The 25,015-nt window shown below is 52.3% G+C and carries 25 protein-coding genes and 2 tRNA genes; 11 read left to right on the top strand and 16 right to left on the bottom strand.

Translation table 11 applies throughout. The features are described from left to right. Positions 1-65 precede the first annotated feature (65 nt). Positions 66-139: transfer RNA gene (locus tag VFE46_13505), tRNA-Val, on the top strand. 1,232 nt (positions 140-1,371) lie between these two features. Here the strand turns inward: VFE46_13505 and VFE46_13500 are convergent. Continuing rightward, positions 1,372-1,623: a helix-turn-helix transcriptional regulator gene (locus VFE46_13500; GenBank protein ID HZZ29010.1), complete on the bottom strand. Its 252-nt coding sequence runs from the start codon at positions 1,621-1,623 to the stop codon at positions 1,372-1,374. A 208-nt stretch (positions 1,624-1,831) separates the two neighbouring features. On the opposite strand from VFE46_13500, the gene VFE46_13495 reads away from it, so the two are divergent. Next, entirely contained in the window at positions 1,832-2,032 is a 201-nt protein-coding gene (locus VFE46_13495; protein HZZ29009.1) for a sigma factor-like helix-turn-helix DNA-binding protein, read from the top strand. Between the two features lie 82 nt (positions 2,033-2,114). Here the strand turns inward: VFE46_13495 and VFE46_13490 are convergent, their stop codons facing one another. Both VFE46_13490 and VFE46_13485 read right to left on the bottom strand, forming a co-directional pair. Then, on the bottom strand, positions 2,115-2,765 hold the full coding sequence (locus tag VFE46_13490; GenBank protein ID HZZ29008.1) for a phage/plasmid primase, P4 family: 651 nt from the start codon (positions 2,763-2,765) through the stop codon (positions 2,115-2,117). After that, positions 2,765-3,889: a bifunctional DNA primase/polymerase gene (locus VFE46_13485; protein HZZ29007.1), complete on the bottom strand. Its 1,125-nt coding sequence runs from the start codon at positions 3,887-3,889 to the stop codon at positions 2,765-2,767. The genes VFE46_13490 and VFE46_13485 overlap by 1 nt, the downstream gene beginning before the upstream one ends. A gap of 671 nt (positions 3,890-4,560) precedes the next feature. Here VFE46_13485 and VFE46_13480 point away from each other — a divergent pair. The 6 genes from VFE46_13480 to VFE46_13455 all read left to right on the top strand — a co-directional run bounded on the left by VFE46_13480 (position 4,561) and on the right by VFE46_13455 (position 9,708). After that, entirely contained in the window at positions 4,561-5,448 is an 888-nt protein-coding gene (locus VFE46_13480; GenBank protein HZZ29006.1) for a nucleotidyltransferase, read from the top strand. A gap of 52 nt (positions 5,449-5,500) precedes the next feature. After that, positions 5,501-5,899, top strand: coding sequence for a hypothetical protein (locus VFE46_13475; protein ID HZZ29005.1), 399 nt, complete (start codon positions 5,501-5,503; stop codon positions 5,897-5,899). After that, entirely contained in the window at positions 5,896-6,105 is a 210-nt protein-coding gene (locus tag VFE46_13470) for a hypothetical protein (protein HZZ29004.1), read from the top strand. Before VFE46_13475 ends, VFE46_13470 begins: the two co-directional genes overlap by 4 nt. A gap of 3 nt (positions 6,106-6,108) precedes the next feature. Further along, positions 6,109-6,777, top strand: a complete 669-nt coding sequence (locus VFE46_13465) for an SOS response-associated peptidase (GenBank protein HZZ29003.1) — start codon at positions 6,109-6,111, stop codon at positions 6,775-6,777. A gap of 802 nt (positions 6,778-7,579) precedes the next feature. Beyond that, entirely contained in the window at positions 7,580-7,858 is a 279-nt protein-coding gene (locus VFE46_13460; protein HZZ29002.1) for a hypothetical protein, read from the top strand. Positions 7,859-8,103: 245 nt separating this feature from the next. Further along, the gene (locus VFE46_13455; protein HZZ29001.1) at positions 8,104-9,708 is read left to right on the top strand and encodes an alpha-L-fucosidase; all 1,605 of its coding nucleotides are present in this window, start codon (positions 8,104-8,106) and stop codon (positions 9,706-9,708) included. A gap of 39 nt (positions 9,709-9,747) precedes the next feature. On the opposite strand, the gene VFE46_13450 is transcribed toward VFE46_13455, so the two are convergent. After that, positions 9,748-11,532, bottom strand: a complete 1,785-nt coding sequence (locus VFE46_13450; protein HZZ29000.1) for a glycoside hydrolase family 15 protein — start codon at positions 11,530-11,532, stop codon at positions 9,748-9,750. A 124-nt stretch (positions 11,533-11,656) separates the two neighbouring features. Here VFE46_13450 and VFE46_13445 point away from each other — a divergent pair, with 124 nt between their 5' ends. Continuing rightward, positions 11,657-12,841 carry a thiolase family protein gene (locus VFE46_13445; protein ID HZZ28999.1) on the top strand — a complete coding sequence of 395 codons (1,185 nt, stop codon included), beginning with the start codon at positions 11,657-11,659 and terminating at the stop codon, positions 12,839-12,841. A 40-nt stretch (positions 12,842-12,881) separates the two neighbouring features. Here VFE46_13445 and VFE46_13440 read toward each other — a convergent pair whose 3' ends face one another. Then, positions 12,882-13,214: a hypothetical protein gene (locus tag VFE46_13440; protein HZZ28998.1), complete on the bottom strand. Its 333-nt coding sequence runs from the start codon at positions 13,212-13,214 to the stop codon at positions 12,882-12,884. A 165-nt stretch (positions 13,215-13,379) separates the two neighbouring features. Here VFE46_13440 and VFE46_13435 point away from each other — a divergent pair. After that, positions 13,380-13,453 (top strand) — tRNA-Arg (locus VFE46_13435). Between the two features lie 118 nt (positions 13,454-13,571). Next, positions 13,572-14,615 carry a tyrosine-type recombinase/integrase gene (locus tag VFE46_13430; GenBank protein HZZ28997.1) on the top strand — a complete coding sequence of 348 codons (1,044 nt, stop codon included), beginning with the start codon at positions 13,572-13,574 and terminating at the stop codon, positions 14,613-14,615. Between the two features lie 287 nt (positions 14,616-14,902). Here the strand turns inward: VFE46_13430 and VFE46_13425 are convergent, their stop codons facing one another. From VFE46_13425 to VFE46_13375, 11 genes are all read right to left on the bottom strand, one after another. Next, positions 14,903-15,130 carry a hypothetical protein gene (locus VFE46_13425; GenBank protein HZZ28996.1) on the bottom strand — a complete coding sequence of 76 codons (228 nt, stop codon included), beginning with the start codon at positions 15,128-15,130 and terminating at the stop codon, positions 14,903-14,905. A 41-nt stretch (positions 15,131-15,171) separates the two neighbouring features. Next, entirely contained in the window at positions 15,172-15,384 is a 213-nt protein-coding gene (locus VFE46_13420; GenBank protein HZZ28995.1) for a hypothetical protein, read from the bottom strand. Between the two features lie 45 nt (positions 15,385-15,429). Further along, positions 15,430-15,711: a hypothetical protein gene (locus tag VFE46_13415; GenBank protein HZZ28994.1), complete on the bottom strand. Its 282-nt coding sequence runs from the start codon at positions 15,709-15,711 to the stop codon at positions 15,430-15,432. Between the two features lie 34 nt (positions 15,712-15,745). Next, positions 15,746-16,438 (bottom strand): hypothetical protein, encoded by a 693-nt coding sequence (locus VFE46_13410; GenBank protein HZZ28993.1) that lies wholly within the window; start codon positions 16,436-16,438, stop codon positions 15,746-15,748. A gap of 269 nt (positions 16,439-16,707) precedes the next feature. After that, positions 16,708-17,016, bottom strand: coding sequence for a hypothetical protein (locus tag VFE46_13405; protein HZZ28992.1), 309 nt, complete (start codon positions 17,014-17,016; stop codon positions 16,708-16,710). A 177-nt stretch (positions 17,017-17,193) separates the two neighbouring features. Further along, a complete protein-coding gene (locus tag VFE46_13400) occupies positions 17,194-17,595 on the bottom strand; it encodes a hypothetical protein (protein HZZ28991.1) in 402 nt (133 codons plus the stop codon). Positions 17,596-17,772: 177 nt separating this feature from the next. Beyond that, the gene (locus tag VFE46_13395) at positions 17,773-18,627 is read right to left on the bottom strand and encodes a replication-relaxation family protein (protein HZZ28990.1); all 855 of its coding nucleotides are present in this window, start codon (positions 18,625-18,627) and stop codon (positions 17,773-17,775) included. 199 nt (positions 18,628-18,826) lie between these two features. Beyond that, on the bottom strand, positions 18,827-20,635 hold the full coding sequence (locus VFE46_13390) for a DUF87 domain-containing protein (GenBank protein ID HZZ28989.1): 1,809 nt from the start codon (positions 20,633-20,635) through the stop codon (positions 18,827-18,829). A 7-nt stretch (positions 20,636-20,642) separates the two neighbouring features. Continuing rightward, entirely contained in the window at positions 20,643-21,677 is a 1,035-nt protein-coding gene (locus tag VFE46_13385) for a hypothetical protein (protein HZZ28988.1), read from the bottom strand. 828 nt (positions 21,678-22,505) lie between these two features. Further along, positions 22,506-24,173 carry a ThiF family adenylyltransferase gene (locus VFE46_13380; GenBank protein HZZ28987.1) on the bottom strand — a complete coding sequence of 556 codons (1,668 nt, stop codon included), beginning with the start codon at positions 24,171-24,173 and terminating at the stop codon, positions 22,506-22,508. 290 nt (positions 24,174-24,463) lie between these two features. Beyond that, positions 24,464-24,835 (bottom strand): hypothetical protein, encoded by a 372-nt coding sequence (locus VFE46_13375; protein HZZ28986.1) that lies wholly within the window; start codon positions 24,833-24,835, stop codon positions 24,464-24,466. Positions 24,836-25,015: the final 180 nt, after the last annotated feature.

The following is a 25,015-nucleotide window of genomic DNA, read 5'->3' as shown; positions in this document are numbered from 1 at the left end:
CTAAATAAGCCGGTCGCCACAGCATGGTACAACGCGAATGGCCGGCAAATGTATCCGGTATATTCGGGCGGTTAGCTCAGTTGGTTAGAGCGCCTGGTTTACACCCAGGAGGTCACAGGTTCGAGTCCTGTACCGCCCATTAGACCGCTTACACTGGTAAGCGGATTTGCGTTTCCTTCGAGAAAATCGCAGTTACGATTATCGCCGTGAGACGCGGTAAGAGGCCGTGGTGCAGTCTGTGGCAGCGCTTTTAGCAGCGCACCGGCCGCATTATCAAAATCGGAATCTGTAATCTGCAGGTAGTGCTTTGCAGCGATTAGCTGAGTGTTGCCGAGCCATGCGCAAACGACGTGCAGCGGAAAGACTCGGGCCAGTTCCGTTTCCCGAGTGGAACGCAGATTCTGAAAAATCTTCGGCCAGGGCTTTAACCCTGATTTCTCAATTAGTCGTTCCATGTGGGTTCGCAGGTTGCCAGTCGTCCGATGCTTTGTAACAACCCACGCGTCCTCGTCCGGAGCTTTCCCGGTCAAAGTAACGATTTCGTCATAGAGGGCTTCCAAATGCGGCCGTAGCTCGGGGAATAGGGGTACATCGCGTTTTTCTTTGCCATCGTGGTGTTCGGTCTTGGGGGCGTGGACCGTGAACCGGTTCCGTTCCCAATCAATATCCCGCCACCGCAAGCCAAACTGCTCGGAGGGGGTCCGCAGACCGCCATAACGTGCCAATGCAAAGATTGCGTTATATTCGAGGTTCTTTCCGCAGGCCAGGATTCTTTCGGCATCCGCCCCAGGAACAAAATAAAACCGGTCTGGATTTCCCTTTACTTGGGCAGACAGTTCGGCGAACGGATTCTGTTGAATGAAATGCCGCTTGACCGCGTAATGGAAGAATTGCTTGGCGATACCGCAAGTACGCCCGATCGTCCCTTTGGCCAGCTTTTGCGTGTCCGCCAACCATAAACGCCAATCGTCGGCATTGCCTTGATTGATTTCAGCAATTGACTTGCCGGCCCCAAAGTATTTGACCAAATGGTTTCGACAGCGTTTGTAGACTTTCGCGGTTTCGCCCTTTACGTCCGTTCGCTTGGCGATGTAACTGTCAAGGAACTGTTCCAGTTCGGGGATTTCTTCTTTCTCGCGTGGTTTTGTGAGACCACAAGCGACAAGCCGATCATACATCGTCGCCGGCAGTTCAGATAACCATTTCGCGGTATCCGGCTCAATCGCGATACCAACGATCTTTGCCTTGACCAAATCCTCGATCTTGGTTTTTACTTTCTCGGCGTCGCGCATCGACATTTTGCCCAGCCGGATCGTTGGTCGATTGCCGGATGGATCGTAGTATTGGATCGCTTTGCGTCCGCCACGCAGTTCAAGAATTCCTGCCATTATTGATCTTCCACTTGAGAAACTTTGCCAGTTTGTTTAACGCATCTTCGGACAAAAAACGTTCGCCACTGAGGAAGCGGCTGATTGTGGCTTTATCGAGAACGATACTGCGGTGCAAATCGCACTGCTTTATTCCGGCTTCCCGAACAAGCCGGCGCATCTGATTGGTGAATGATTCAGTCATGCCCTCGCATTGTAGTGATTGTTGACGTAATGTCAACAACGGCCCAGCCATTCCCGAAGCTCAGTCGGGTCATAACGTAGGCATCGGTTGATACGCTTCACAGGAATCTTGCCCGCTTTGGTCAAATTCCACAGCAGACTACGGGAAATAGCCAGGGCTTTCGCAGCCTCGGCAGGATATAAAAGTAAGCGGATCGGCCCGGACTCAGAATCATTCATATTTGCCTCAAAGACGGATTAAACGGACAAGGGAAAACGAAATGTACGAAATGTACGAAGAGTTATCGCTTGCCACTTCCGACCTCTCGGCAGAAGCAAGACAGCTTTTGTATTGGCGTTTTTACGATGGGGAGAGTCTCTCGCAAATCGCTGAACGACTGGGAATCACATCTCAAGCCGTGCAGTGGAGGCTTCAAAAATTACTCGGCTCGATGCGCAATAAATTGCCGGAGTTATACTAATGCCCTGCACTGTACCAGCCTTTACCGATATGTCCGCGAAGAGTTTGTTGCACAGCACGTTATTTCATGTCAATGCAACCGGCTACCTGCGCAGGAATGCGAGCAAACGTATTCTTCGCCAGATTGAATGACCACCTTTGACTCTCGGCTTAAAGTTTGTGCTGAGAATGAACTTGTGTGTGGGCCAAAAATCCCAGAAGTTCTCTTTCATGCCGCGAGCAGTTAAACGATCCGAACCAGTTAAATCCTTAATTCTGGCTTCGGCCAACTCGGCACCGTCCGAGGTTTCATTCGCAATACATAGGCGAACCCCTTGGAGTTTTGCAAGTTCACACGGATGGCTATTGAAATTCTTGGAAATCAACAAAGTTTCTGGGGCTTTAGTTGCATAGTCGCCCCAAATGCCGAAGTAAGTGTTTGTTATGATGCCCTTCCCGTTAGAACCGCCGCCCCAGGCAACCACCATGATTTGCTCGACTACGCTCCCGCTCAGGCAGTAACCGGAAAATCGCTGAAAGAACCCAATCGTATCTCGATTATTGTTAAATATGCTCGCAATGGTTCGATCCCAAAGTGGACATTTTGCATCTGGGTCATATTTAACTGGCGAAAGTTTCGTGATGAAATCAGCCCGATTGTGCGGCAATAATTTGCCGCTTCGCAAGTCGATTGTGCCGTTTTCTACATTGATCTTGAAATGATCAATATCAAACCGATCCGGAGAAATGCTCATCACTCAGACTTCGCAAGTGCCAACAGATTTGAAACTCCCGCCGCGCTGTTTGAGTATTTGGCAAATGCTACTGCTTGTTTTTTGAGACTGTCATCGGCGGACGGGCTTTCAACGATGCGGGCCGCTTCCACCCAACGCCGCGCGCCTATGTGTTTTGCGGCCGTTTGGACTTCGCATTGCGAGTCACGGATCCAGCGTGTGCCGTCAAAGTGCATCCAACATTTCCAAGCGTCGCACCATTTGAAATCTTCGCCGAACAATTTTGTAAAGAATTTTGAGTTAGAAATGTCTGTTCGGCCCTCGCGTCTCCAAAGACTGCAGGTGCTTGCTTCCGATCCGCGAACGACTGTTTTTTCGGCGTCGCGCAATCTGGCGACGATTGCATCCGTTCCCCAGGTTTGCGGGAAGGGACGTTCCGACTGCATTACATTGATTGCGGCAATCGCGTCCGCGTCGGATAAATTCTGCTCAACGCAGCGGCAAGTATAAGCAAATAATCGCCGGCTGCCGTCGCTCTGATCTAGGGTTTTGATATTTCGCATCGCCTCAATTGCATCTTCCAAATCGCCGGGAGTGCGATTCACGGGCAACGGGGCGACAGGCTCCGCCTTCGGCGGATCAATAAGCAGCAAAAGCCATTGGTGCAGCTCAGCAATCTCGATTTCGTTCGGGGAGCAGCCCTCAACCCATGCGTATTTGTTGCCGCTCGCGTGCAAACTGGGAGGTGCGACGACGTAACCGTTGTCGCTTCGTAAATCAACGCCTGGAAACATATTGGCGCGATTGCGAATGCGGCCACCGGGGTGGATGAAATAGAAATGAAATCCACCGCCACCGGTTTTAACTTTTAGCGTGGTCGGCAACGGGCCGTGTTCTGTCTCCAGTTGCGCCAGCGATTCCAAACCGTCCTTGGCTGCGTCGATGTCAAGCACGACGAGTCCCGATGCGATTCCTGCGGCGATTCCGACTCCGGCGTCGGGCCAACGTGTGAACCAAGTTTTGATTTTTTCTTGGTCGGTTGTTGCATCTTTCACACCATGCGCGGTGAGAGGGATTTTATTACGGACCGGTAGCACACGCCAACCGCGGGCTGCGTAACTGAGAGCCGCTTCGAGAACCCTCATCTAGCCAGCACAGCGAGCTTTGAGCCATCGTTCAACGGCAGAACGCTGAAAGCGAACGGCACGGCCGAAATAGATCGGCCGACAGATTTCACCGTTTTCGATCATGCGGTGAATTGTTCTTTCCGAAAGACTGGCCATTGCGGCCACGTCGCGAATCGTGACTAAAGATTCCATTCAAAAACCTAACTTCTAAACACTGATAATCCGTGTCGGCACTGTGCGCGACGCGTCCATTTATAAAGTAACGTGGGAAAAATCCAACAAAATGCCAAACAAAATTCCGTTTTCCGGTCAGATTTCAAAAATAGTCACGGTCGCCAGCTTATAAAGCTTACCACCGTCATACCCCTGCCCACCCACGCTTGCCGAGTCAGTTCGGCGCATGACATGGTGTTTTGAATGCAGATTTGGCTAATTGACAAAGCCAATCATATAGTGTACATGTCTACACTATATGACGATTGCTCATTTAGACGCCGATTGTTTCTACGTCTCTGCCGAACGGGTCAGATGCCCCCATTTAATCGGCCAGCCCGTGGGCGTCCTATCGAATCAAGGCGCTTGCGTGATTGCCCGGTCCTATGAGTTAAAAGCCTATGGCGTCACGGTTGCATTGCCAATCTGGGAAGCACTGCCGCTCTGCCCTCACGCCGTCTACATAAAAAGAGATTTTGAATGTCCACGCCGCCGACGTCGATGTACGACGATTACAGCGGCGCATTCTGGAAGAAACGGCCCTACCGGTCACGATTGGAGTGTCTAAAACGCGCTCACTCGCCAAACTGGCTAGTGACAATGCCAAGCCATTCGGCTGCTGGACGGCAACGAGTGACGAGCAGATTGCCGATTTGTTACATGATCGGCCGGTAGATGAAATCACAGGTATTGCCAAGCGAAGTAGCCGAAAGCTAGCTCTTTGCGGTATCACAACGTGTGCCGAATTTGCACATGCTGACCGCCGTTTGATTCGTAAATTGCTCACTAAGACGGGCGAGAGTTTGTGGTGGGAATTGAACGGCCAACCGGTTACGCCGATTAGCACCACCCGGTTGCCGCACAAGATTCTTAGCCGTGGCGGGAGTGTCGGCAAAGCCAGCAACGATGCGGGCTACTGTGAAGGATGGATAGTTCGCAACGTAGAGCGACTAATTGAAGCCCTTGATTATCACTTGGTTTACACAGAGCAAGTAGTTCTTGCGGTCGAATTCAAAGACGCCAGCGACGCCGGGCGTCGGGCCAGCCTGCCATCAGCCACGGCGGACTATGGGCAAATCGCCTCGGCCACGCTCGGCATGTGGAAGGAAATCTGGCACGGCCAAACTCTGGCTTATATGCACGTCATTGCCGATCGGTTATCGACCCGCCGCTGTTTTCAGCGTGGGCTATTCGACCAGCCGACAACGCAACAGCAGGCCGTCGCTGACGCCAAACGGCAAATCAATGGGCGGATCGGACGGTTTGCATTGCGAAGTGGTGCGACATTGCCTCTGACGCAGTTATACAACGATCCGGCCAATAATTACGAAGTGTGCGATATACAAGGAAAATCGTGTTTCTAGGTGCCGTATGTGTCTTGGCGTTGCCGTACCGATTCACGAAATACCGGAAGCGGTGATTCGTCAGTATCGCTTGACGAATCGGATTGCGCGCCGGGGCGTACATGCGGCCTGCGAGATTCAATTTCTCCACTCGGATTTGCAGAGATTGCTGCCGGTCTATATCGACCACCAATTGCGAATCTTGGAATGGGGCAACAGGGACGGTCCGTTGCCCAAGCCGGGATGGTGCCATATTGAGTGGCTAGAGCAGTGGCAGGGCTTGCGCCCGCAAAAAGCAATGATTGTGGCAGCAATGGCGTTAGATTTGGGCGTTTGGTATCAGGTGAAGCAAGGGATAGAATGTGTTGTAATTCACAATCACGCCTACATGCTGACGGAATCCGCTTCGCATTACTACCGAATTATGACACGGTCCAACAGGATGCCCGTTTTGATCGGGCAGAGAATATGAAACCTACACACGACGAACTATGTCAGGCTCTCGTTGGTGTCGGGATCGAACCCTCGGTGCTAGAGGGTGTACGGCCAGAAGCGTTGGAACATTTGGCAACGCTTGGGCTGATTCACTACGATTCAGGTGAATGGGTGGTGACACCGGCTGGAGACAAGTTGTTGCCGGCTTTGGAAGATGCCAATGAAATCCCGCCATTGATCTAAGCCATGTGTGGCCGATTTACACTCAGAGAGCGACTAAACGACCTTCTGCGGGAATTCGCTGCGGAGGTTCGGAGCGAGCCATTTGAGCTATTCGAGCGGTACAATGTCTGCCCAACAAATCGAATTGCAGTGATTCGTCAGAGCAATAACGGCCGCGAACTGTCGACAGTGCAATGGGGCTTCGTGCCATCGTGGGCCAAAGACGCCAAACTCTGCCCGATCAATGCGGTAAGCGAAACAATCGCCACAAAACCAATGTTCCGCAGTGCAATTAAAAAACGTCGCTGCTTAGTACTCGCAGACGGCTTCTACGAATGGAAAAAGATACCCAAGAAAATTAAGGGCGACTCGCCGTGGCTGTTCCAGGTGAAGGGCGGCGAACCGTTCGCGTTTGCCGGCATTTGGGAACGGTGGGGAGAATCGTTGGAATCGTGCGCGATTCTTACGACTACGCCGAATACCCTTATGGCCCCGATTCACGACAGGTTGCCAGTCATTTTATCGCCTGGCGACTACGATGCCTGGCTTGATCCGGCAATGAATGATCCAGACAAACTCACCTATCTGTATGAGCCATTCCCAGCCAGCGAAATGACCATGACGCGGGTTAGTGTTTATGTGAATAAGGCAGGGAACGAAGGCGAAGCGTGCTTGGAACCAAACACCACCTAGTAATGGTGGCATGGCCTACAATGCGACGACCAATGCCAAAAATCGCCAATCGGATCGGCTCGGGGCAGCTTGGGCCAAGCGGCAATGATTTTTGAGACGCCGATTTGAGCCAGTTTTCCCGAAGATAAAAATGGTGACATTAAGTCACCATTATTGGGTAAACACCCATTGGAGGGGCGACCGGTCGTTAATTTGAGAGATTGTAACAGTTCGCCGGCCCGACGTTCGGCACGGATTTTGACTTCGGCCTTATCGGCAATGGTTTTCAACTCATCGACGCGAGTTGTGGCAGCAATGGATCGGCACGCCTGATTCAGAAAGGCTATATCGCTAGATCATCGCAAAATCAGCGAAAGACGGGCAAGACCAAAAACACCGTTTTGACAAATACGGCCGCTAAGCCGCTAAGAGCCGCTAAGTGTACATGGTTACACTATGCTAGGCGCGGTATACAATAGCAATGGAGTAAACCCAATGCCCGCACAACCACACCGAAGCCGCAACCAATTCATGCCCCGCCACCCCGGCCGATCAAACCGTCAATGCCGCCACGTCAATAAGTGCCAAGATTGCTTTGCGGATCGGCTCGGGCAGCTTGGGCCAAGCGGCAATGATTCGAGCCAAATTAGCATCGCTTTTAGCAGCGCGCATTTTCCGAATTGCATTTTGCCCCTTAAAATCTGATGTCTGTGCGAGTCCTGTACCGCCCATTGTGAGGCTGGATGCAATACCCGCATGCTGCACACCTTCGCCGTAGAAAATGCTATGTTTGTAGTGCACAATAACTCATCAAGCTGGCACTATGTCGAAGCCTCATTTCTGGACCCGCAAAGAAATCGCCCTTCTGGGAGCTGACACCGATAGCGCAGTTGCTCTGCGTTTAGGTGTTTCCCGCGCCATGGTTTATGTGGAGCGTCGCAAGCGGAATATTCCTGCACATGGCAGGTCGCATCATCCACACTGCGCTTGGGGGGAAACTGAACTCGGTCTGCTGCGTAACTACAGCGATGCCGAAGTTGCCAAGCTAACAGGTCGGCCCGAGAAAGAAATCTTGGCCAAGCGGCGCGAGATTCGCGCCTGACTCTAAACTTGCGGTGGGTAATACCGCACCAGACGCGGCCATTTTCTTAAGCCGAATACGTCGCTCTCCATGGAATTGGGGGTTGATTTGAAGCTTTTTGCACGAGTCGATAGGCCGTCCGAAGCATGTAATTCATCCTTTTATATGACTTGTGATCGTCAGCAATCCAATTAACAATGAACAAGTTGCAGCTGGGGTCTGCGGTGTGCTCGGGGGATTCAGCAATTTTTAGAAGAGCGTTATTTATGTCCTCAAGATTAACGTCCGGATTATTCATGGTGGTCGCTGCAGTTACACTCTTTGTCGAGATAGGTACTACAATCGGTGCGGACGATACCGGTTCCCCGCAATCTGATCAGACCAAACAATCGTCGAAAAAGGAATCCGCAAGCGCAAAAAGCAAACGGGCTTCAGCAAAGGATACCGATTCCGACGACGTGGCAGCCGAACACGCCACGATCGGGGCTGAAACGAAATCTAACAACTTTCCGCACACTACGAACCCAGATGCGCAGTGGTATCCAAAGGCCGGGCTGGGGTTGTTCATTCACTGGGGATTAGCTTCGGTCAAGGCAATGAACATTTCCTGGCCAATGATTCCCGGCAGACCGTTAGCTCAGCATCCGGTGACCGATCCGGCAGAACGCGAACGAATTGTCCGCGAATCAGATTTCAATCTGTCCGGCAAGCCGCCGAAGCTTACTCCTGACGATTACTGGTCGGTAGCGCCGGACTTCAATCCACAGCAGTATGATCCCGACAAATGGCTGAAAGCAGCCAAGGCAGCCGGCTTTGAGTACGCCGTGCTCACGGCTAAGCATCACGAAGGTTTCGCGCTGTGGCCCAGTGCCTACGGCGACTTCAACACCAAAAATTACATGGGGGGCCGCGATTTAGTAAAAGAGTATGTGGAGGCGTGTCGCCGCAATGGGTTGAAGGTAGGCATATATTTTTCCGGTCCTGATTGGCACTTTGATCGCGATTACATGAGCTTTTTGTATCACTCCAACCAAAACTCTTGGATGCCGTCGCTCGGCCCAGATTTAAAGCCACGCACGACGCAAAAATCGCCCGAGGAAATCGCCGAGCACCAAAAAAAGTTTGCTGAATTGGTCCGCGGACAAATCGAAGAATTGCTGACAAACTACGGGCGCATCGATTTAATTTGGTTTGACGGCAAGCCGAACATTCCCAACGCCGACAAAGTAATTAGCATTGACCGCATTCGAGAATTACAGCCACAGATTGTGATTAACCCCCGCTTACATGGGCATGGCGATTTTGTCACGTACGAACGCAAATTAGGTACCGATAAGCCAGTCGCCGGTTGGGCGGAGTTATGTGACACCTGGACCACCAGTTGGTCACACCAGGAAGTTCCCTTCCGCTCCAATGCGTATCATTTGGGACAATTGGCGAAGTGCCGGTCGTTAGGCATCAACTATTTGCTCGGCGTCGGCCCGACAAAAGACGGAATTTTCGTGGACGACATTTACAAAAACATGGCTGTGGTAGGCGATTGGATGGCGAAAAATGGTCCCTCGGTGAAAGAGTCCACACCGTTGCCAAGTGGCGAAACTGCTTCAGTCCCCGCCACCGCCCGACAGAATGTGCGCTATCTGTTTGCGATTCCCAAATTCCGCGGCGACAAACAGTATGACTCAGATATGCTGCTGCCAGGAACCGTGGTATTGGAGCTGAAAGGCGCTCCGCACCCAACCGCGGTTAAGCTCATGGGCGATGGTAGTGCGCTAGAGTACGATTACGCCGACGATAAGTTGTCGGTAACGCTGCCTGTCGAAAAACGCAGCAAGCTAGTCGATGTGGTTGAGGTCGAATTGCCCAATTAGAGAGCGCGCGACCGTGTCGGCTTGCGATCTGGGGAGCAACTACGCTTCCTGCCGGTGTTTTGCAGGTCCGCTTGGCTTCCATAAGTTAAACGCGGAATTCGCCAAGGCGACATGCGTAAAAGCTTGCGGAAAATTGCCCAAAAAGCGTTTTGCCGCGGGATCAAATTCTTCCGATATTAAGCCCACGTCGTTGGTTAATTTTGCCAGTCGTTCAAACAGTGCGATCGCCTCGTCGCGCCGCTCCATAGCATTGAGAGCATCGACCAACCAGAAACTGCAAGGCAGAAATACTCCCTGTCCGGGCGGCAGTTTTCCCAGCGTGGAGTTGCGTCGATACCTGGCGACAAAGCCGTCGGTTGTCAATTCCCGCTGAATGGCCGCAATGGTGCTCTGCACTCGCGAATCGGTCGGCGGCAAAAACCCAACCAGCGGCATCATCAAAAGACTGGCATCTAATTCGGAGTTGCCGTAGGCCTGGACAAAACTGTTTCGCTCAGGATTAAAGCCGTGGCGGCAAACTTCATGGTGAATTTCATCGCGAATTTGCCGCCATTTATCTACCGGGCCTTCCGTGTGGTAACGTTCAACCGCCTTCACCAAGCGGTCAAAAGCAACCCAGGCCATGACTTTGGAATGCACGAAATGCTGCCGGGGTCCGCGTACTTCCCAGATCCCTTCGTCGGGGTCATGCCAATGGGTTTCGAGATATTCGCCGAGTTCGCGCTGCACGGCCCAAACGTTTTTTTCTTGTTTGATTCCCGTTCGCCGGGCAACATGCAGCACATCGCAAATTTCACCAAAAACGTCCAACTGAAATTGGTTCCAAGCGGCATTGCCAATCCGCACGGGGGCCGATTGTTCGTAGCCGGGCAACCATTTTAGTTCGATTTCTGTAAGCCGCCGCTCACCTGCCAGTCCATACATAATATTCATCTGCGCAGGACTACCGGCGACGGCGCGTAAAAGCCAATTACACCAGTCTGCCGCTTCCTCTGTGTAGCCAGCCTGCATGAACGCGTACAATGTGAACGTGGCATCTCGTAGCCAACAAAAGCGGTAATCCCAATTTCTAACGCCGCCAATGAATTCCGGCAGCGAAGTAGTAGGCGCGGCGACGATGCCGCCCGTGGGCGCATAGGTAAGGGCTTTTAAAGTAATCAGCGAACGCAGCACCAGGTCCTGATGCGGACCGCTGTAATTAAAATTCGCTGTCCAATCTTCCCACCACTTTTGCGTATCGTCGCAGCAACATTTGGCGTCACGAGGTTGAGATCGTTTTTCATTAGAAGGGTGCCATAGCAACACGAAGCATTGCTGCTGACCTTCCTGCACGGTGAATTCTCCGACCGTGTGGAGATTCTCGCCGCGTAATTCCACATCGGTGTCGATGTAAATTGAATCTGGCCCGGCGATGGCTTCAATGCCGGTCGGCGTGCGACGAACCCAAGGCACAATGGAGCCGTAATCGAAGCGGATGGTCAATTCGGTGCGCATGGCAATCCGGCCGCGACGACCCTGAACAATCCGCACTAGGTTCGGTTCACGCGCTCGCGGCGGCATGAAGTCGATGATCGTGGCGGCGCCCTCGTCAGTTTCGAAGTCGGTCTCTAAGATCAAGGTTCCGGGCCGATACCGTCGCCGGGTGCTGCGGACATTCGCGACTGGCGCCATTTTCCAACAACCATTTTCGGGCGTACCCAATAGCGCCGCAAAACAAGCACCTGCATCGAAGCGTGGTAAGCAGAGCCAATCGATCGAGCCGTCGCGTCCGACCAATGCAGCAGTGTGACAATCGCCAATCAAAGCGTAATCTTCGATGTGCATGGTGACCCGTCGAATTCAATGATTGCGCGCCGACACCGCAAAAAGCAGTAGCAAATTACGCGCCACTAGGCTGCTAAAATCAAACGAATACAATTGTATAACACTTAATTTTTCCTGAAATTATATGACGAACGATGTTTTCATTGTCGGACGGGCGCGAACTCCCCTTGGAGCATTAAGTGGTGTGCTGTCGACGGTACCGGCGCCGCAATTAGGTGCAATCTGTATCGAAGCGGCACTACAACGTGCTTCTGTATCGCCCCACAAGGTAGATGAAGTCATTATGGGGAATGTGGTTAGTGCCGGTATAGGGCAGAATCCGGCGCGGCAGGCGTCACTTAAGGCAGGATTGTCCCCGACCGTGGGCGCTACCACGATCAACAAGGTTTGCGGTTCTGGCTTGAAGGCGGCGATGCTGGGAGCTCAGGCCATTCAATTGGGGGAATCGCAATTTATTGTCGCTGGCGGCATGGAAAGTATGAGCTTGGCCCCTTATTTGTTGACCCATGCCCGAGCAGGTTATCGACTTGGAAATGGGGTATTGATCGATTCGATGCTGCACGACGGCTTGCGCGACGCTTACAGCGACAAATTGATGGGCATTTATGGTGATCAATGTGCGGCGAAGTTCCATTTCACACGGCAAGAGCAAGACGATTTTGCGATTCGTAGCTATCGCCGTGCGCAGCGGGCAATTTCTGAAGGTGTATTCGACGATGAAATTATTCCAGTCCCGGTGGTTGCCAAGAAAGGCGCCACGTTAGTTACCCAAGACGAGGAGCCCGCGCGCCTTGATGAAGTAAAATTACGTGCCCTGAAACCAGCCTTTGATCCGCACGGAACGATTACTGCGGCAAACTCCTCCAGCATCAATGATGGCGCCGCGGCGCTAGTGTTGGCGTCTGTTAGCGCGTGTAAATCTTTTAGTTGCAGTCCGCTGGCTAGAATTGTCGGCTCAGCGACGTTCAGCCAGGAACCGGAATGGTTTACTACGGCGCCGATTGGGGCGATTCAAAAGTTGCTCGCACAGCTGAATTGGACTGTGCCTGACGTCGACCTGTTTGAAATTAACGAGGCGTTTGCCGCCGTGGCCATGGCCGCCGCTAAAGAATTGAACATTCCCGGCGATAAACTCAATATTTATGGCGGAGCGATCGCGTTAGGTCACCCCATTGGTGCCAGCGGAGCCCGAATTTTGGTGACGTTGCTTACGGCGTTACAGCGCACCGGCAAAAGACGCGGCATTGCTGCACTCTGCCTGGGCGGCGGCGAAGCTGTGGCGCTGGCGGTCGAGGCGATGAACCGTTGAGGAACTCTGCCAGATGGCTCAAGCTGTTAAAAGGAGAGGTTCATCCCGTAAATCGCGACAGCAAAATAATCGAGGCGATGGCGAGCACAATTCCCAGCGATTCTTGCCAGCGCAACGTCTCATGCAAGGCAAACACGCCTATGCCGGCCAACAGAATTACCATGGTGGCCGCGTACACAACACCCAACGTGGCAAACTGCATGTGCCGCATTACGTAAACCCAAGCGAACGATGTCGAAGCGTACATCACCATCCCTAGGTAAAAAAGCGGGCTCGAGACCGGCGATTCCAATAAACTGGCGCGCTTCAATAAATAGTCGGCCGTGGCGGAAAAAATGCAGATGCCGACAGTGGCCAAAATCGCAATGGGCATGGCGGGTGGCTCCGGTGGAGTGACGTGAAATTCTGGCGGCATTGTAACTTTTTCCAGGATGCCAAGCATCACCTGCAAGGCAACTAGAAACTGTTGCTCAATGCTGTAGAATGGAACTTCTTTGTTGCGATATCACGACAGTTTATTTGCAGACGTGATGAGCATGTCCTCGTAGCTCAACTGGATAGAGCGTCGGCCTCCGAAGCCGAAGGTTACAAGTTCGAATCTTGTCGGGGATACCTTGCCACAAAAGGACTTGTGGCGATAATAAATACGGCGGTGCACTAAACTCGTGCACCAAACAGCAAGACCCGCCTGGGCAAACAGGCGGGTCTGCGTGCTGACTTCCTTTTCAGCGTGGGTAGTTCACTCACTGAATTGGAGGTATCTATGCCACGGCCCAGTAAACGTTGGTTCCGCAGCCAGACCGGCTGGTGGATGTGTACGTTTCACGGAAAGAAGCGGAAACTTGCTCAGGGGAAAGAGAATCTCAAGCAAGCCCGCCAGCGGTTTCATCAGCTCATGGCACTGGACGAGGAATCCTTCACGGATGATTCCTCGGTCGGTTCGATTTGCAGGGCGTTCCTGCGGTGGTCCAAGAGGCATCATGCTCCGGATACCTACCGGAATCACCGTTTCTACGTGGGAGGTTTCCGAAAGAAGTACGGCCGAAAGCCAGTCGCGCGGCTCACTAAAAATAACGTGACGAAATGGGTTGATTTGCATGAATGGAATGACACGAGCGAATACAACGCACGCCGGTCGGTCTTTCGGGCTTTCAGTTGGGCAGTTGAAGAAGATTTGCTTGCCGAAAATCCATTGAAGGGATTGAAGCGATTTAAGCCGGCCCCGAGACAACGTGCGATGACGGAGCAAGAATATCGGACGATGCTTACCAGACGTGGGCCGTTCCGGATTCTGCTGTTCAGTTTGTGGAATACCGGCGCCCGCCCTTCCGAGCTTCGCAGATTGAAGTGGAGCGAAGTGAAAGCTGATCGGTTGGTTCTTCCCGTGCATAAAACCGTCCGCCATACGAAGAAACCAAGAGTCATCCAATTGAATACGGCCATGTGCCGGCTGTTTCGGTTCCTTCGCTGTCGGGCCACATCCGAGTACGTCTTTCTGAATAAAAAAAGAAAGCCGTGGACGTGTAACGCGGTCCGGATGACAGTCGCTAGGTTGAAGAAAAAACACAAACTCGCGAAAGACCTCTGTATCTATCTCGCCCGCCACACGTTCGGAACGAACGCCATCCTGCACGGCGTGGACTTGGCAACGACAGCGGAATTGATGGGCCATAGCAGCTTGGAAATGGTGCAAAAGGTTTACTGTCACCTCGCGGATCAGAAGACGCACTTACGGAATGCTGTCGAGAAGGTCACCCTTTCGCCCACCTCCTGAGCAGGGATTCAGCTCGCGGATTGCACTTGGGGCTGGGCTGTACGCTCCGCCCCTTGTGCCTTTTCCGTGAATTCAGCCAAGCCGTAAGATCTTCTTCGGACACCCGGTAGGACTTCCCGCTCGGACCGATCGGTGTCACCGGCAGTTCTCCGGAGTCGATCAAACGGTAGACGCCAGAAATGGAAGAGTTAATTCGATCAGCTACTTCGTGGACTCGGAGCATCACTGCCGTTCTCCTTTCGATTTTTGCGTTTGATTAAATGGCTCGATTGCTTGACGTGGGATTTTCAAGAATCAGTCGTTCCCTCACTTTTAATGAGGTTTGCCACAAAATCGCGAAGGCGCCTAATTACGCGCTCTGCATCAAATCTCGGAACACCTTTCTTCGGATCGATGACTCCAATTTTCACCATCCGCTGTTTTTCAAGCGGCTTGTCTGGATCAAGCAGAATCGGCTCTTCGACGACTCCGATGACATTGCCGCTGGTGGTTTTGAAAATCTGCTTGTACTTCATTGTTGATGGATGGTACGCCGGCCCTATTTGGGCGCAATGGCTTACGTTTTGGCATTGAATCTCTCATCGCTTCCTACACTGGATTTGGGCGTGGTGGCCGCCTGCCCGGATTCGCTGCGTACCTTAATCGCTTGCCACAAATGTTTTTTGCAAAAGTTGCCAGTCAAGCCGTCGCGAAATTGTGCGGTGACCACTTCGGTCTGTTCCAAGCACCAGGTGCATTTGCCCTGAGTGATGCCGGTAATGGTGAGCATTGTTTTTCTCCTTTTTCAAAATAATGGGTTTTTGGAATGAGAAACTTATTGGATGGAGGACGGCTTGTCATACGCTTTAGCGAGTGCCGCTTTCGCTACTTGTTCGGCCTCGACTTCGGCCTCCGTTAATTCAAAACCACAGGCGCGCTCGGCGTCGATGGTTGCTTCTAACAGCATGTCGAGCGCATACACCAAATCTGGCTGGGACTCGTAGCGCACCCGTTCGCAGCTATCGCACTCGCCATCGCGGAACACACTATCGTTGACGGTCTCAACGATTTCGCTGCCGCACGTTCTGCAGCAACCGGTCAATTTGCCTTTACTCATAGGATTGGTTGGAAAGGAAGTAAGTTGGTTCTGTTCAGGCTTTTTCAAAAATCGTGCATACGTCGTGCAATCCGGGAATGAATTTCGAGCGGTAGCTTTTCTTACTGCTACTGGCGCCATATGAGAAGCGAATGATTTGTGTTCCGTGTTGCATCAAATTCTCTTCAAACGCCAGTCGTTGCGTGTGATAAACCAGCGGGACAAAGCCTACTTCGCGGTCTTCGTAGTCGCCCATCAAGATGGCCAGTTTTCCGTTAGGCGCGAGTACGGATGCGCAGTTCTCAATCAGCCTTCGATACTGTTCGGCGAAGTCGTACAAGCACTTGGCGTTACTCATGTCGCGTGGATCGTCGGTGTAATGTTTCTGCCGCCAGTACGGCGGATGAATCCAGATAAAATCGAACCGCAGCAGCATGTCGGAATATTCGGCCGGATCGCAGGCATCGAAGCCGTTGCGGATGTCGTCGGATATGCAAGGAATGTCCAATTCGGTGCAAACGTCCTTGCACGTTCCGGAGCCGGTCATGGGGTCAAAGACCAAACCCGGCTGAAAATACTTCAGCAGGTCTTTAATCAGCTCTCCCGAGCAATTGCCCGGATAGGCCGGGTTCCCGTACGGACCACGGTAGAGCTTGTGGTACAAGCTCGTGAGTCCCGGTACGGGGCTGGCATTGCGCGGTGCTCTTGGCAACACCGCAATCGCCGCTGGTGAATGGAAATTAAACATGGAATGAAGAAAGTAAGAAATAAAGTTGCCTGTGCGTGCAGGCGTTTTTGCAATCACGCGCCGACGCACGCCGGAAGCATGGTGGAGCCGACGGAACACCTTGCGGACGGACCGTCGGTGCTACCGTTTGGGAACTGCACGCGAGATTGCGGTAGCACCCGATAGGTGGATGCTCCGCTTGAATAGGAGAGTCGTCCTGGCGGCCGTCGCTACTGCTCGGCTGCTCTGGACGGGTCGGGGTGTACAGGGCACCCCGACATATCGTGCGATTATTTCTGTTCTTCGGCCGCTTCCCGGATCGAGCGGATGAACTCATCCGCTTGCTGGGCCACTGCGACCACTTTTCCTAGGTCTTCCAGGTCAAACGTTTTGACGTATTTTTTCGCCCCCGCGGCATCTCGATACGAACGGGAAAAGCTGACGTTGTAGAACGTCAGGATCTGTCCTTTGACAGAACGTTCCCGTGTAAAAATGCTCGCGGCGACATCGTCGATCACGAAGACCTTGATCGGCCTATTTGAGGATGGCTCCTCAACCGGTGCCGGCGCCGGTTTGACCTCCTTTTTTTGCTTGTTCATAAGAAATGGGGGAAACGGATAATGGCCGCAATGCGGCAAAAATCCACGAGGCTGCGCTTACCCTGATAAGCGCAGCCCGCGTGGCTGCTTCAAATAAGCGAATCGACGCAGGAAATAGGTTCCTGGTCGTTTGAGAGAAAAAAGACCGGGTCGCCGTCAGGGACAGCGACCCGTGATTTAGCGCGGAACAACTTGCCACCGGACGGAGTCCGTGCGGATGAAATTGAACGCGTCCACCATCAACTGGATCATGATGGAGAACTCCTCCTCCCGCACAGCAGCGATGCGCTTCCATTGTTTGTCGCCCGTAAGGCGTTCGATATAAACCTCGCGTTTGCCGCGATTGTTCGGGTCGGACACGAGTACCCGGACGTGGTTTCCACGGAAAACATTGAGGTGATAGTCGGTGAGGCTGCTCAGGCGCTGCCTCCAACGCCACCAAGCGAATGCGCGATACAAAAAACGTTCGATCCATCGGTTCGTACAAAGCGGGGGAACGGGATATAAAAGCATCACCGCGATAAAAACGGTGTGCTCCAGAACATCGTCGTCTACACCACCCTGAATGGCAGACGGCAACGAGGTGGACTGAAGGCAGCTTCCCGCGCAAGCGGGCGAGCGCAGCGAGCCGTGGTGCAGGGGGCGTCAGCCCTTGCCCCCCGAAGCTGCCCCGTGCAACGGCCTTGCGTTGATCGACCGGACAGGTCCGGTCCTGTACCGGGGCGGATGACTGGTGGTATAAGCGCTGGTACATGGCTACGGATTTTCTTTGAAAAGGGGAGTCGGATCGCCATCCTTGCCATGCCAAATTGGGGCACAAAGTACCTTGTCAGGTTGTACATCCTGTGCGGCGGCGAAGCGCCATAGATTTGGGCCGGGCTTTTCGCGAATCGCCTTGCGCAGCGCGTCGCGGCGCCGTGGAGTTGGAGCGACCATCAACACCGAAAAAGTGTCGATTGTTGCTTGCGGAAAATGTCGCCGTTGCAGCTGCTGTTCTGCCATCGCTGCATAGCCGGGTGTCTTGCTGCTGGCGATTTGATAAACGCCCGAAGTATTGCGATCCTGTTCCAGATAGAAGATTTTGCTGTGGCCTTTGAAGGTAAGTAGAAAGGCGGAATCGGGAGCGCAGACTAATCGGGGGGATTCGCGGATCAGCGTATAGAGTCGGAATCGCTTTTGCGGAGCAGATTCGTCCTTATTGCATATATCCCATTCATTCACCCAACCATCGAGACTCGCCGCGGATTGCGAGCGGATGGCCTCGTCCAGTGCAATGTGCGTTTCGCTGACTGCCAGCCAATGTAAGGTGTGATGTGGAATCGGTGCCTGGGTCGGCGTTGTTAAATAATGTTCGTCATCGAAATGTTCGGCCAGTAGTTCACAACCTTTGCGAGATGGAAAATAGACTGGAGCGGCGGCGCCCGCCATCGGATGGCAGAACAGTGTTCCCTGTCGATTGAGCAATTGCGAGTCAACCAACAATTGGAGCCGCCGGCGCGTAGTACGACCATTCGGGTCTTGGGGAAAGCAAAGTCGTTGAATCTGCTGCCGGTTCAGAACGTAGTACCGGATAACGGCTAAAAGAATCGCGATGTCGCGTTCGGTAAGCATCCTCGACCTCCTAATACAGAAAGAGCCGAGGCTCCCTGAAAATCCAGGGGGCTCGGCTACTAATGATCCCGAGGTCGGGATTTCAACCAAGCAACTCGCCTGCAACGCACGTGGCGTCGTCTGAACGGGTCGTCATTGGCCGCGCTTCGATTAACGAAGCACAACTCCATTTTTAAGAATTTGGGCATCTGATGTCAAGTCACGAAGGGAACGGATTAGGAGTTGTGGCGGTTTCCTCGGAATTCTTAGAAGTCCTGGCATCGTCGGGTGGGCTTGAAGCACGAAAAAACGCCTGCAAACGAGATTCTTCTCCGTCGTTGGCGAGGGGCTGGAAGCAATATGGATGGGACTCAGCCAAGAGCTTTTTATAACCATCGATTAACTCCAACCGCTTTGCTTCGGGCAAAGTTCCGAAACTGGTGCGGACATTCTCGACTCTCAAAAGAAACGGAGCATCGTTGCCCAAGCAGACGACTGCTTCGCCACGGCCAAGAGTGCGGAGAGCACTTTTCACTACGTACAATTGATCTTGAACGGAATGGCGTAGTTTCCCGGTTTCCTGTTGTTCGCTGCGATGCTGAGCTAATGGAACTGTTTTGCGGGTAACTGAGCTGGAACGTCCTTCCGATTCAGTGATTGCTTTCGACTTGGAAGATGCAGCGCTTTCTTGATCTTTTATTTCGTACGGAAAGTTGCGCTGTTTCGAAGTTCCTAATTGTCGTGAGTCGCCGGATGAATCTTGTCGGCTGCGACTGGAATTGTCACTTTCGGATGTGTCCTCCAGCGTTACGTATTTGTACCCGGCAAAGCGGTCCACTTCATGTTCCAAAGGGGTGAAATCCAGTCGAGCAAGGCCGAACAATTGACTGAGAACCTCGATGTCGTCCGGATGCTTCTGTTGAAAACTGACATGGATACCGCACTGGCTAAGCACCTTGGGTACCATGTCGATTTCCTGGTGCTGCAAAGATGAGAGGTCTTGTACCGCCAGACAAAGGGATAATTTCCATTTACGGCATTGAGCCAAGGCATCGATTAAGTCTTGACCGATGAATCGGCTGGCTTCATCAATAAACAGGTAAAATGGCAGGCGCTCGGCCCGGTTGGCTGTTTGTGCAGCGGAGATGATTTCATTGATGAACAGTCCACCGATTGCATTGGCTTGGTCGATCGTAAAGCTCCGAGTGCGGCGTAAATTAACCAGCATAATTCCGCCGGAAGCGAGCAATTCTGAAAAATCCACAGAACTGTTGGCTTTGTTGGCAAATATACTTTTGACCGCCGGCGACAGAAACGATCGCAACCGATTGATCGTTGATTCAACCCAGTCCTCTTGTTGTCGCGGGTTGCTTCGTCGCACCTTGTTGAAATCGGATCGGACTTCCGGAAGAAGTTCCGGAGCGACAATTTGATAAACCTCGTCGTGTCGGGGATGTGACGGATCAAGCAGAACAAAGGCGTCGGCTAATGAAAGATGATCGCCATGTTTATTGATGCGCACGCCAACCGCGTAAAGCACGTTGCCCAGGAATCGCTCCAGACGAGGTTTGCCGGCAAAATCAGCTTCCCCTTGCTTGCGAATGATGATTCGGGCTATGGATTCGACCTTTGCTTTGAGCCAGTCCTCGTAATCATCATAACCATCTGGTCTCGCTTGATAGCGAAAGGGATCGAAAGAGAACCGCCACTTTGGCGAACCGGGATCGAAGTAGTGGAAACGCTTCATGACTTCAGAATTGGTGGCGTCTTTGTAATTCTCCAAAACAAATGCAAGCAAGTCTTCCACCAAATCACCGTGTGGATCGATGATACAAACACCTGCTTGGTGGCGTATCATTTGACGAACGAGTAATTCCAGAAACTTCGACTTACCTTTTCCGGTTCCACCAAATACGGCCATATGCTCGGCCAACTCGACCTCTGTTAGAACGACTGATGTCTCCGGAGAGCCAACTACGTGTCCGGCGCGCAAGGGGATACGTTTAGTGGCATTCGATGCAGGTAACATAACCAACTCACTCCTGGTGCATGTTTTGCGGCGATAGATTATCGAATATCTGGAAGTAATATTCGGCACGGTCACTATCAATTCGGGCCTCGTATTCCGGTGATTCCTCCCGGATCAATCGCCCGATCAAGTGTCGCACCTCATCGAATTCTTCTTGAACTTGCTTGCGATGTTGACCCAATTGAAATGTGTGCACAGCCGAATCGAGCATTGCTGCGAGCTGATCAGGATGTAATCGATGTTCGATAATCGGTCGGCACTCTTCATAGCCACGCTCGATCTGTCGCCGGGATGCCATAATCATCATGTCGTCAAGCATTAAAGCATATGACTTGATGATTGAGGGATAGTTTCGAATTGGATCTAAGTCGAGTTGCAGCTTCCATTCTTCGAAGCGTTTGATTATGTGCACCAGATTGTAATCGGTTTTATCGAGGTCCTTACCCAATACCGCCAACGATTGCAATGTTTTGCTGCGAAATTTCTCGAATTCGATTCGATTCTTACGGCTTTGCTCCTGTGCCTCATTTTCCAATTTGCTCTGTTGGATTTCTTGCTCCGTTCGAATGGCAATTGCGCGCTGTTGTGCGGCTTCTTGTCTTTGTCTCTCCTCATTATCTCGCATTTCTTGTTCATGTCGTTGTGAACTCTTGTACTCGTCAATATCGGTAGCGGCTTTAACGAAAGGAGCTCCAAAGTAAAATATCGAACAAAGAACGCTTTCAACGATCACAAGCCACCAGGCGACATTGATGAGTACATCCCTATCTTGTGTTAGCCACGTCTTTACAAGTGCAAGAATAATTGCATTGGCTCCCATCAAAACCGCTGGGCCGCCCATAGTCACACAGCCTTTTCCATCCGCCTCGTCCTTTTTGGGTTGCTTGTCATCGTCTTCAAGCTTAATGCCAATCGCTAAATTAATAAGTACCCAGCAAGCACCCATAATTAGCGAATACCACCCCAACTCTAACAACGAACCAAACCAATCCCCAGTATTGCCCGCCGCAAAGGACTTTGAAAAATGGAAGTTCACCATCATGCAGACGACGCCCAAAGGTATCACGATTATTAAGCGCGAAAGGTTCTTTACGATTAGCCAGAGAATCATCTGATGCCCGCTATAGATTAGGTGTGTCGTGCTGCACTCGTTTCAAAACATGATCGACACTATCGCGAAGGGAGTCGACGAATTGGATTGCTTTGTGGTGCTCACTAACGGAACCTCGCCATGAATCAAGCGCGGTGGAAGCTATGGCATCCTCATATGCCGAGATTCCGCTGCTCTCGTGGTAAGCGACAACTTGTGGATTTTGCAATTCAAGAGTTTTGCGCGGGATCTGGATTGCAGACCGGATTTGGACGGTGCGTCGGCAATCAGAATTGGTCGATGGGTCGTCATTAAAAGCACGATTGAGATTGTCGGAAAAGCAACTTCGGAATTGCTCGTGTAAACGAGTTCTAAGCCAATTTGGGAGCGAATCATTCGGCTCTGGTTCGTCACGTCCCGCATTGAGGGGCCACCATTTGTTATCGGGGCCAGAAGAGAAATTCATCAAGGGAGACAATAACTTTGAAAATTGCGCAAGTCAAGTAATTATCAGTATTTCCGGCACTCTGAAATTGGTCAAATTGCCAGTTCTACTGTTTGCAATTTGCGGCCTGTCGCTGCCAATCAATGAATCCCCGTAAATCCCTTGTCACGCAGACATGCGTGGCAATTGTATATCTCCGCTATTCGCATTCGATTTAGATATACGACAGAGGCCGACCGGCGGAGTTCGTCGGATTTGGCTTAGCCCAGGGGTATTCCGCACTTGGGCTTATCATAAAGTGCGTTATGTAAACGATCATCAGCAAGGGGCGCTATTCATCCCCCGCGGCCACGAGATCGGTCGTAGAATCGCTCGGACCAAATCTTTGTAGCCGGGGCATCAGGTTTGCACATGGGGCACTGAGGATCGCGTGCCAATGGTGAAGGTTTGTTTCTGCCCGAAGTCGACGACCAAAATTGAAAAACGGACCGATTAGTGTCGTCAGAAAGCGGGACACTTGAGTCCATGCACTCTTTAACAAGCTGTGCAAATAACAGGGTACCGGCCATCACGGAAACAAATCCAACGGCGAACTCACGTGGCTCATCTTCTTGTGCTCGGATGTGTGACAATACCCTTTCCCCCGCCATGCCGCACTGACCTTTGTCTGCCCACTGGCGTGCTTCCTCGACGGTAATCCCAATGGCGTCTGTATATTTTGCAATTTCGTCATCGGATTGTTTGTGAATCGTGGCGCGAATGTCGTCGTCCGAAAGGATCACTTCCGGAGGGTTGTAGCATCGCAGGCAGGCGCCGGTGCCGGGAGGGCCACAGCGGAGAATTTCGGCGCGCAAATCTTTCGTTGAACCCGACAATATCAATGAAGGATACCTGTTTTGAATTGCTGCGCGAGAAATATTTTGATCAACAGCTGATACGACTAGATTTGGAAATGCGGATAATTCTTGGATTGCTATGTCGCGCGGATCGAATGTGCATTCAGAGTCAGCAATTAGACGCGCAGCTTCGGTTGCTTTCGGATGACCGACTGATGCTCGGCCGAATAAGACATATCGGTTCAAATTCGTATTTTCGAGGAATTTGCGGTCATTATCTGCGAGAATCGCCAGGCCGTGAAAGCCGGTACATGCCCAAAGTGTGTGCAGGAATGCACAGCCGACTGCTCCCACCCCCGCTAAGGCAAAGTTTGGCGCGACCGAAATGGCTTTTGGTCCTTCGTCAATCGCGCTGGTCGAAGTCTGGAGGCCCCAAGCTGAAAAAATGGCTGACTGAACTGGTACATAACTCTCAGGCTTTAAGCGCGCGGCCTTGAAAATTTCAGCAGCCGCCAGACACGCCGCAATATATGGACCGAATGGCAGAGCCGAAGTCTGGAGGTACGGGGTAATCGGCGCCGTCATGACGCCACCGCACCAGCCATCGCCGTGCACATACAGATCTGCGTCGTCGGACCGGTTCGAACCGACAATCAAAACTCGCCCGCCAACGGAATTGGAACTTACAGGCACAATGCCAATGGCATCACAACCTGCCAACAAAGCTAGGCGTAGATCCAGATTTCGCGGCGCAAACGGAACAATTCTTCCCGCTAATGGAATCGATGGCGGGCACGAAAGTCCAATTTGTTGGACCACGCCTTGCTGACGTGCCAGAAGATTCAAGAGCATCCAAGCGGTATGCTGGACGGCTGGCAAATGAGCAGTGTCGGAAGGCACGACGACAGTGACGTGAACTTGATTAGTGTCGCCAAAAGGCAAGAAACGACCACCAAGGTCGCTTTCGTGACGGTTCGAAATCTGTTCTTCCATCGGGGTTCCTCCGCACTCGGAAGTCAAAAAGAGATGGCACAATTTGCAGCAGTCCTGCGCGGCTTTCATCAGCGACTTCCTGCCAGCCGGCTGACGTTCGAAAGTGGATACCGGCGGCAGGCAACGCAGGACGGTCTCGGGCACGGTTCGGAAGCACAATTGAAATTGCGCCATCAAGTTGCGAGTAGGCGTGTGTGTCGTCCCATGGTGAATGGCCCACCCAATCCCCTGGGTGCGTGTGAACTTGTGCTAGCCGCACCATCCGGTGGATGCGAAAATGCTTCCCGGCCTGACTCATTGCTTCGGCGGAGACTTCGAAGTGACCCTCGGCCAATTTGGCGTTTGGAAAAGTGAGTGCGCAAACAACTGCATGATCACCATACCGAATGCCATCGAAGTAACATACTTGCTCAACCACTCGCCGTTCGTCCGCGAATTCGTCGAGCATCCGTTCCCAAAAACACTCAGGAATTGTTATCACCAGACGGCCTCCTGTAATGGATGAGCCCCAGCATTTCAGCGATTCGGTGGAGGGTAGCCGCCACTGTGTGGCGGCCCTGGCGCCAGATTTCGGTATCTTTTGGTGAATGGTCGGTCATATAAAACTGAGCGACCATCGAGCAGCAAATCAACTGTCGCTTGGAACCATCAGGGAAGTCGTAGGCGCTGTGTAGCCCAAACCAGGGGGGGCGATCTTCGATAATTGGAAACCAGCGAGAGCCGTCGGTAGCATCCGTCCAATCCGCTGGTTTCACAAACGTTGCTGTCGGCGGCGCAGCGTCGTAATACTCAGCGCCAAGTTTTAGGAAGTACCAGCGCACAGCAGCCGATCGCATTGGTCGGCTGCAACAATGGGAGTTGTCGCCGGAAGAAGCCGACGCCACGATCTTGCGGGCGTTTGAAAAAGGCTTCGTCTCGACCAGAACGCTGCCGGCCGTCATTAAAGAATGGCGGCAGCCAAGTTTCCCGGAGCATCGCACCCGTACCGGGTACTCGCTCCTGCAAGCGTTCACGTT

The sequence above is a fragment of the Pirellulales bacterium genome (genome assembly GCA_035656635.1).
GTDB lineage: Bacteria > Planctomycetota > Planctomycetia > Pirellulales > JADZDJ01 > DATJYL01.
Note: the sequence above shows the minus strand (reverse complement) of the source record. Positions and strands in the feature narration are given on the sequence as shown.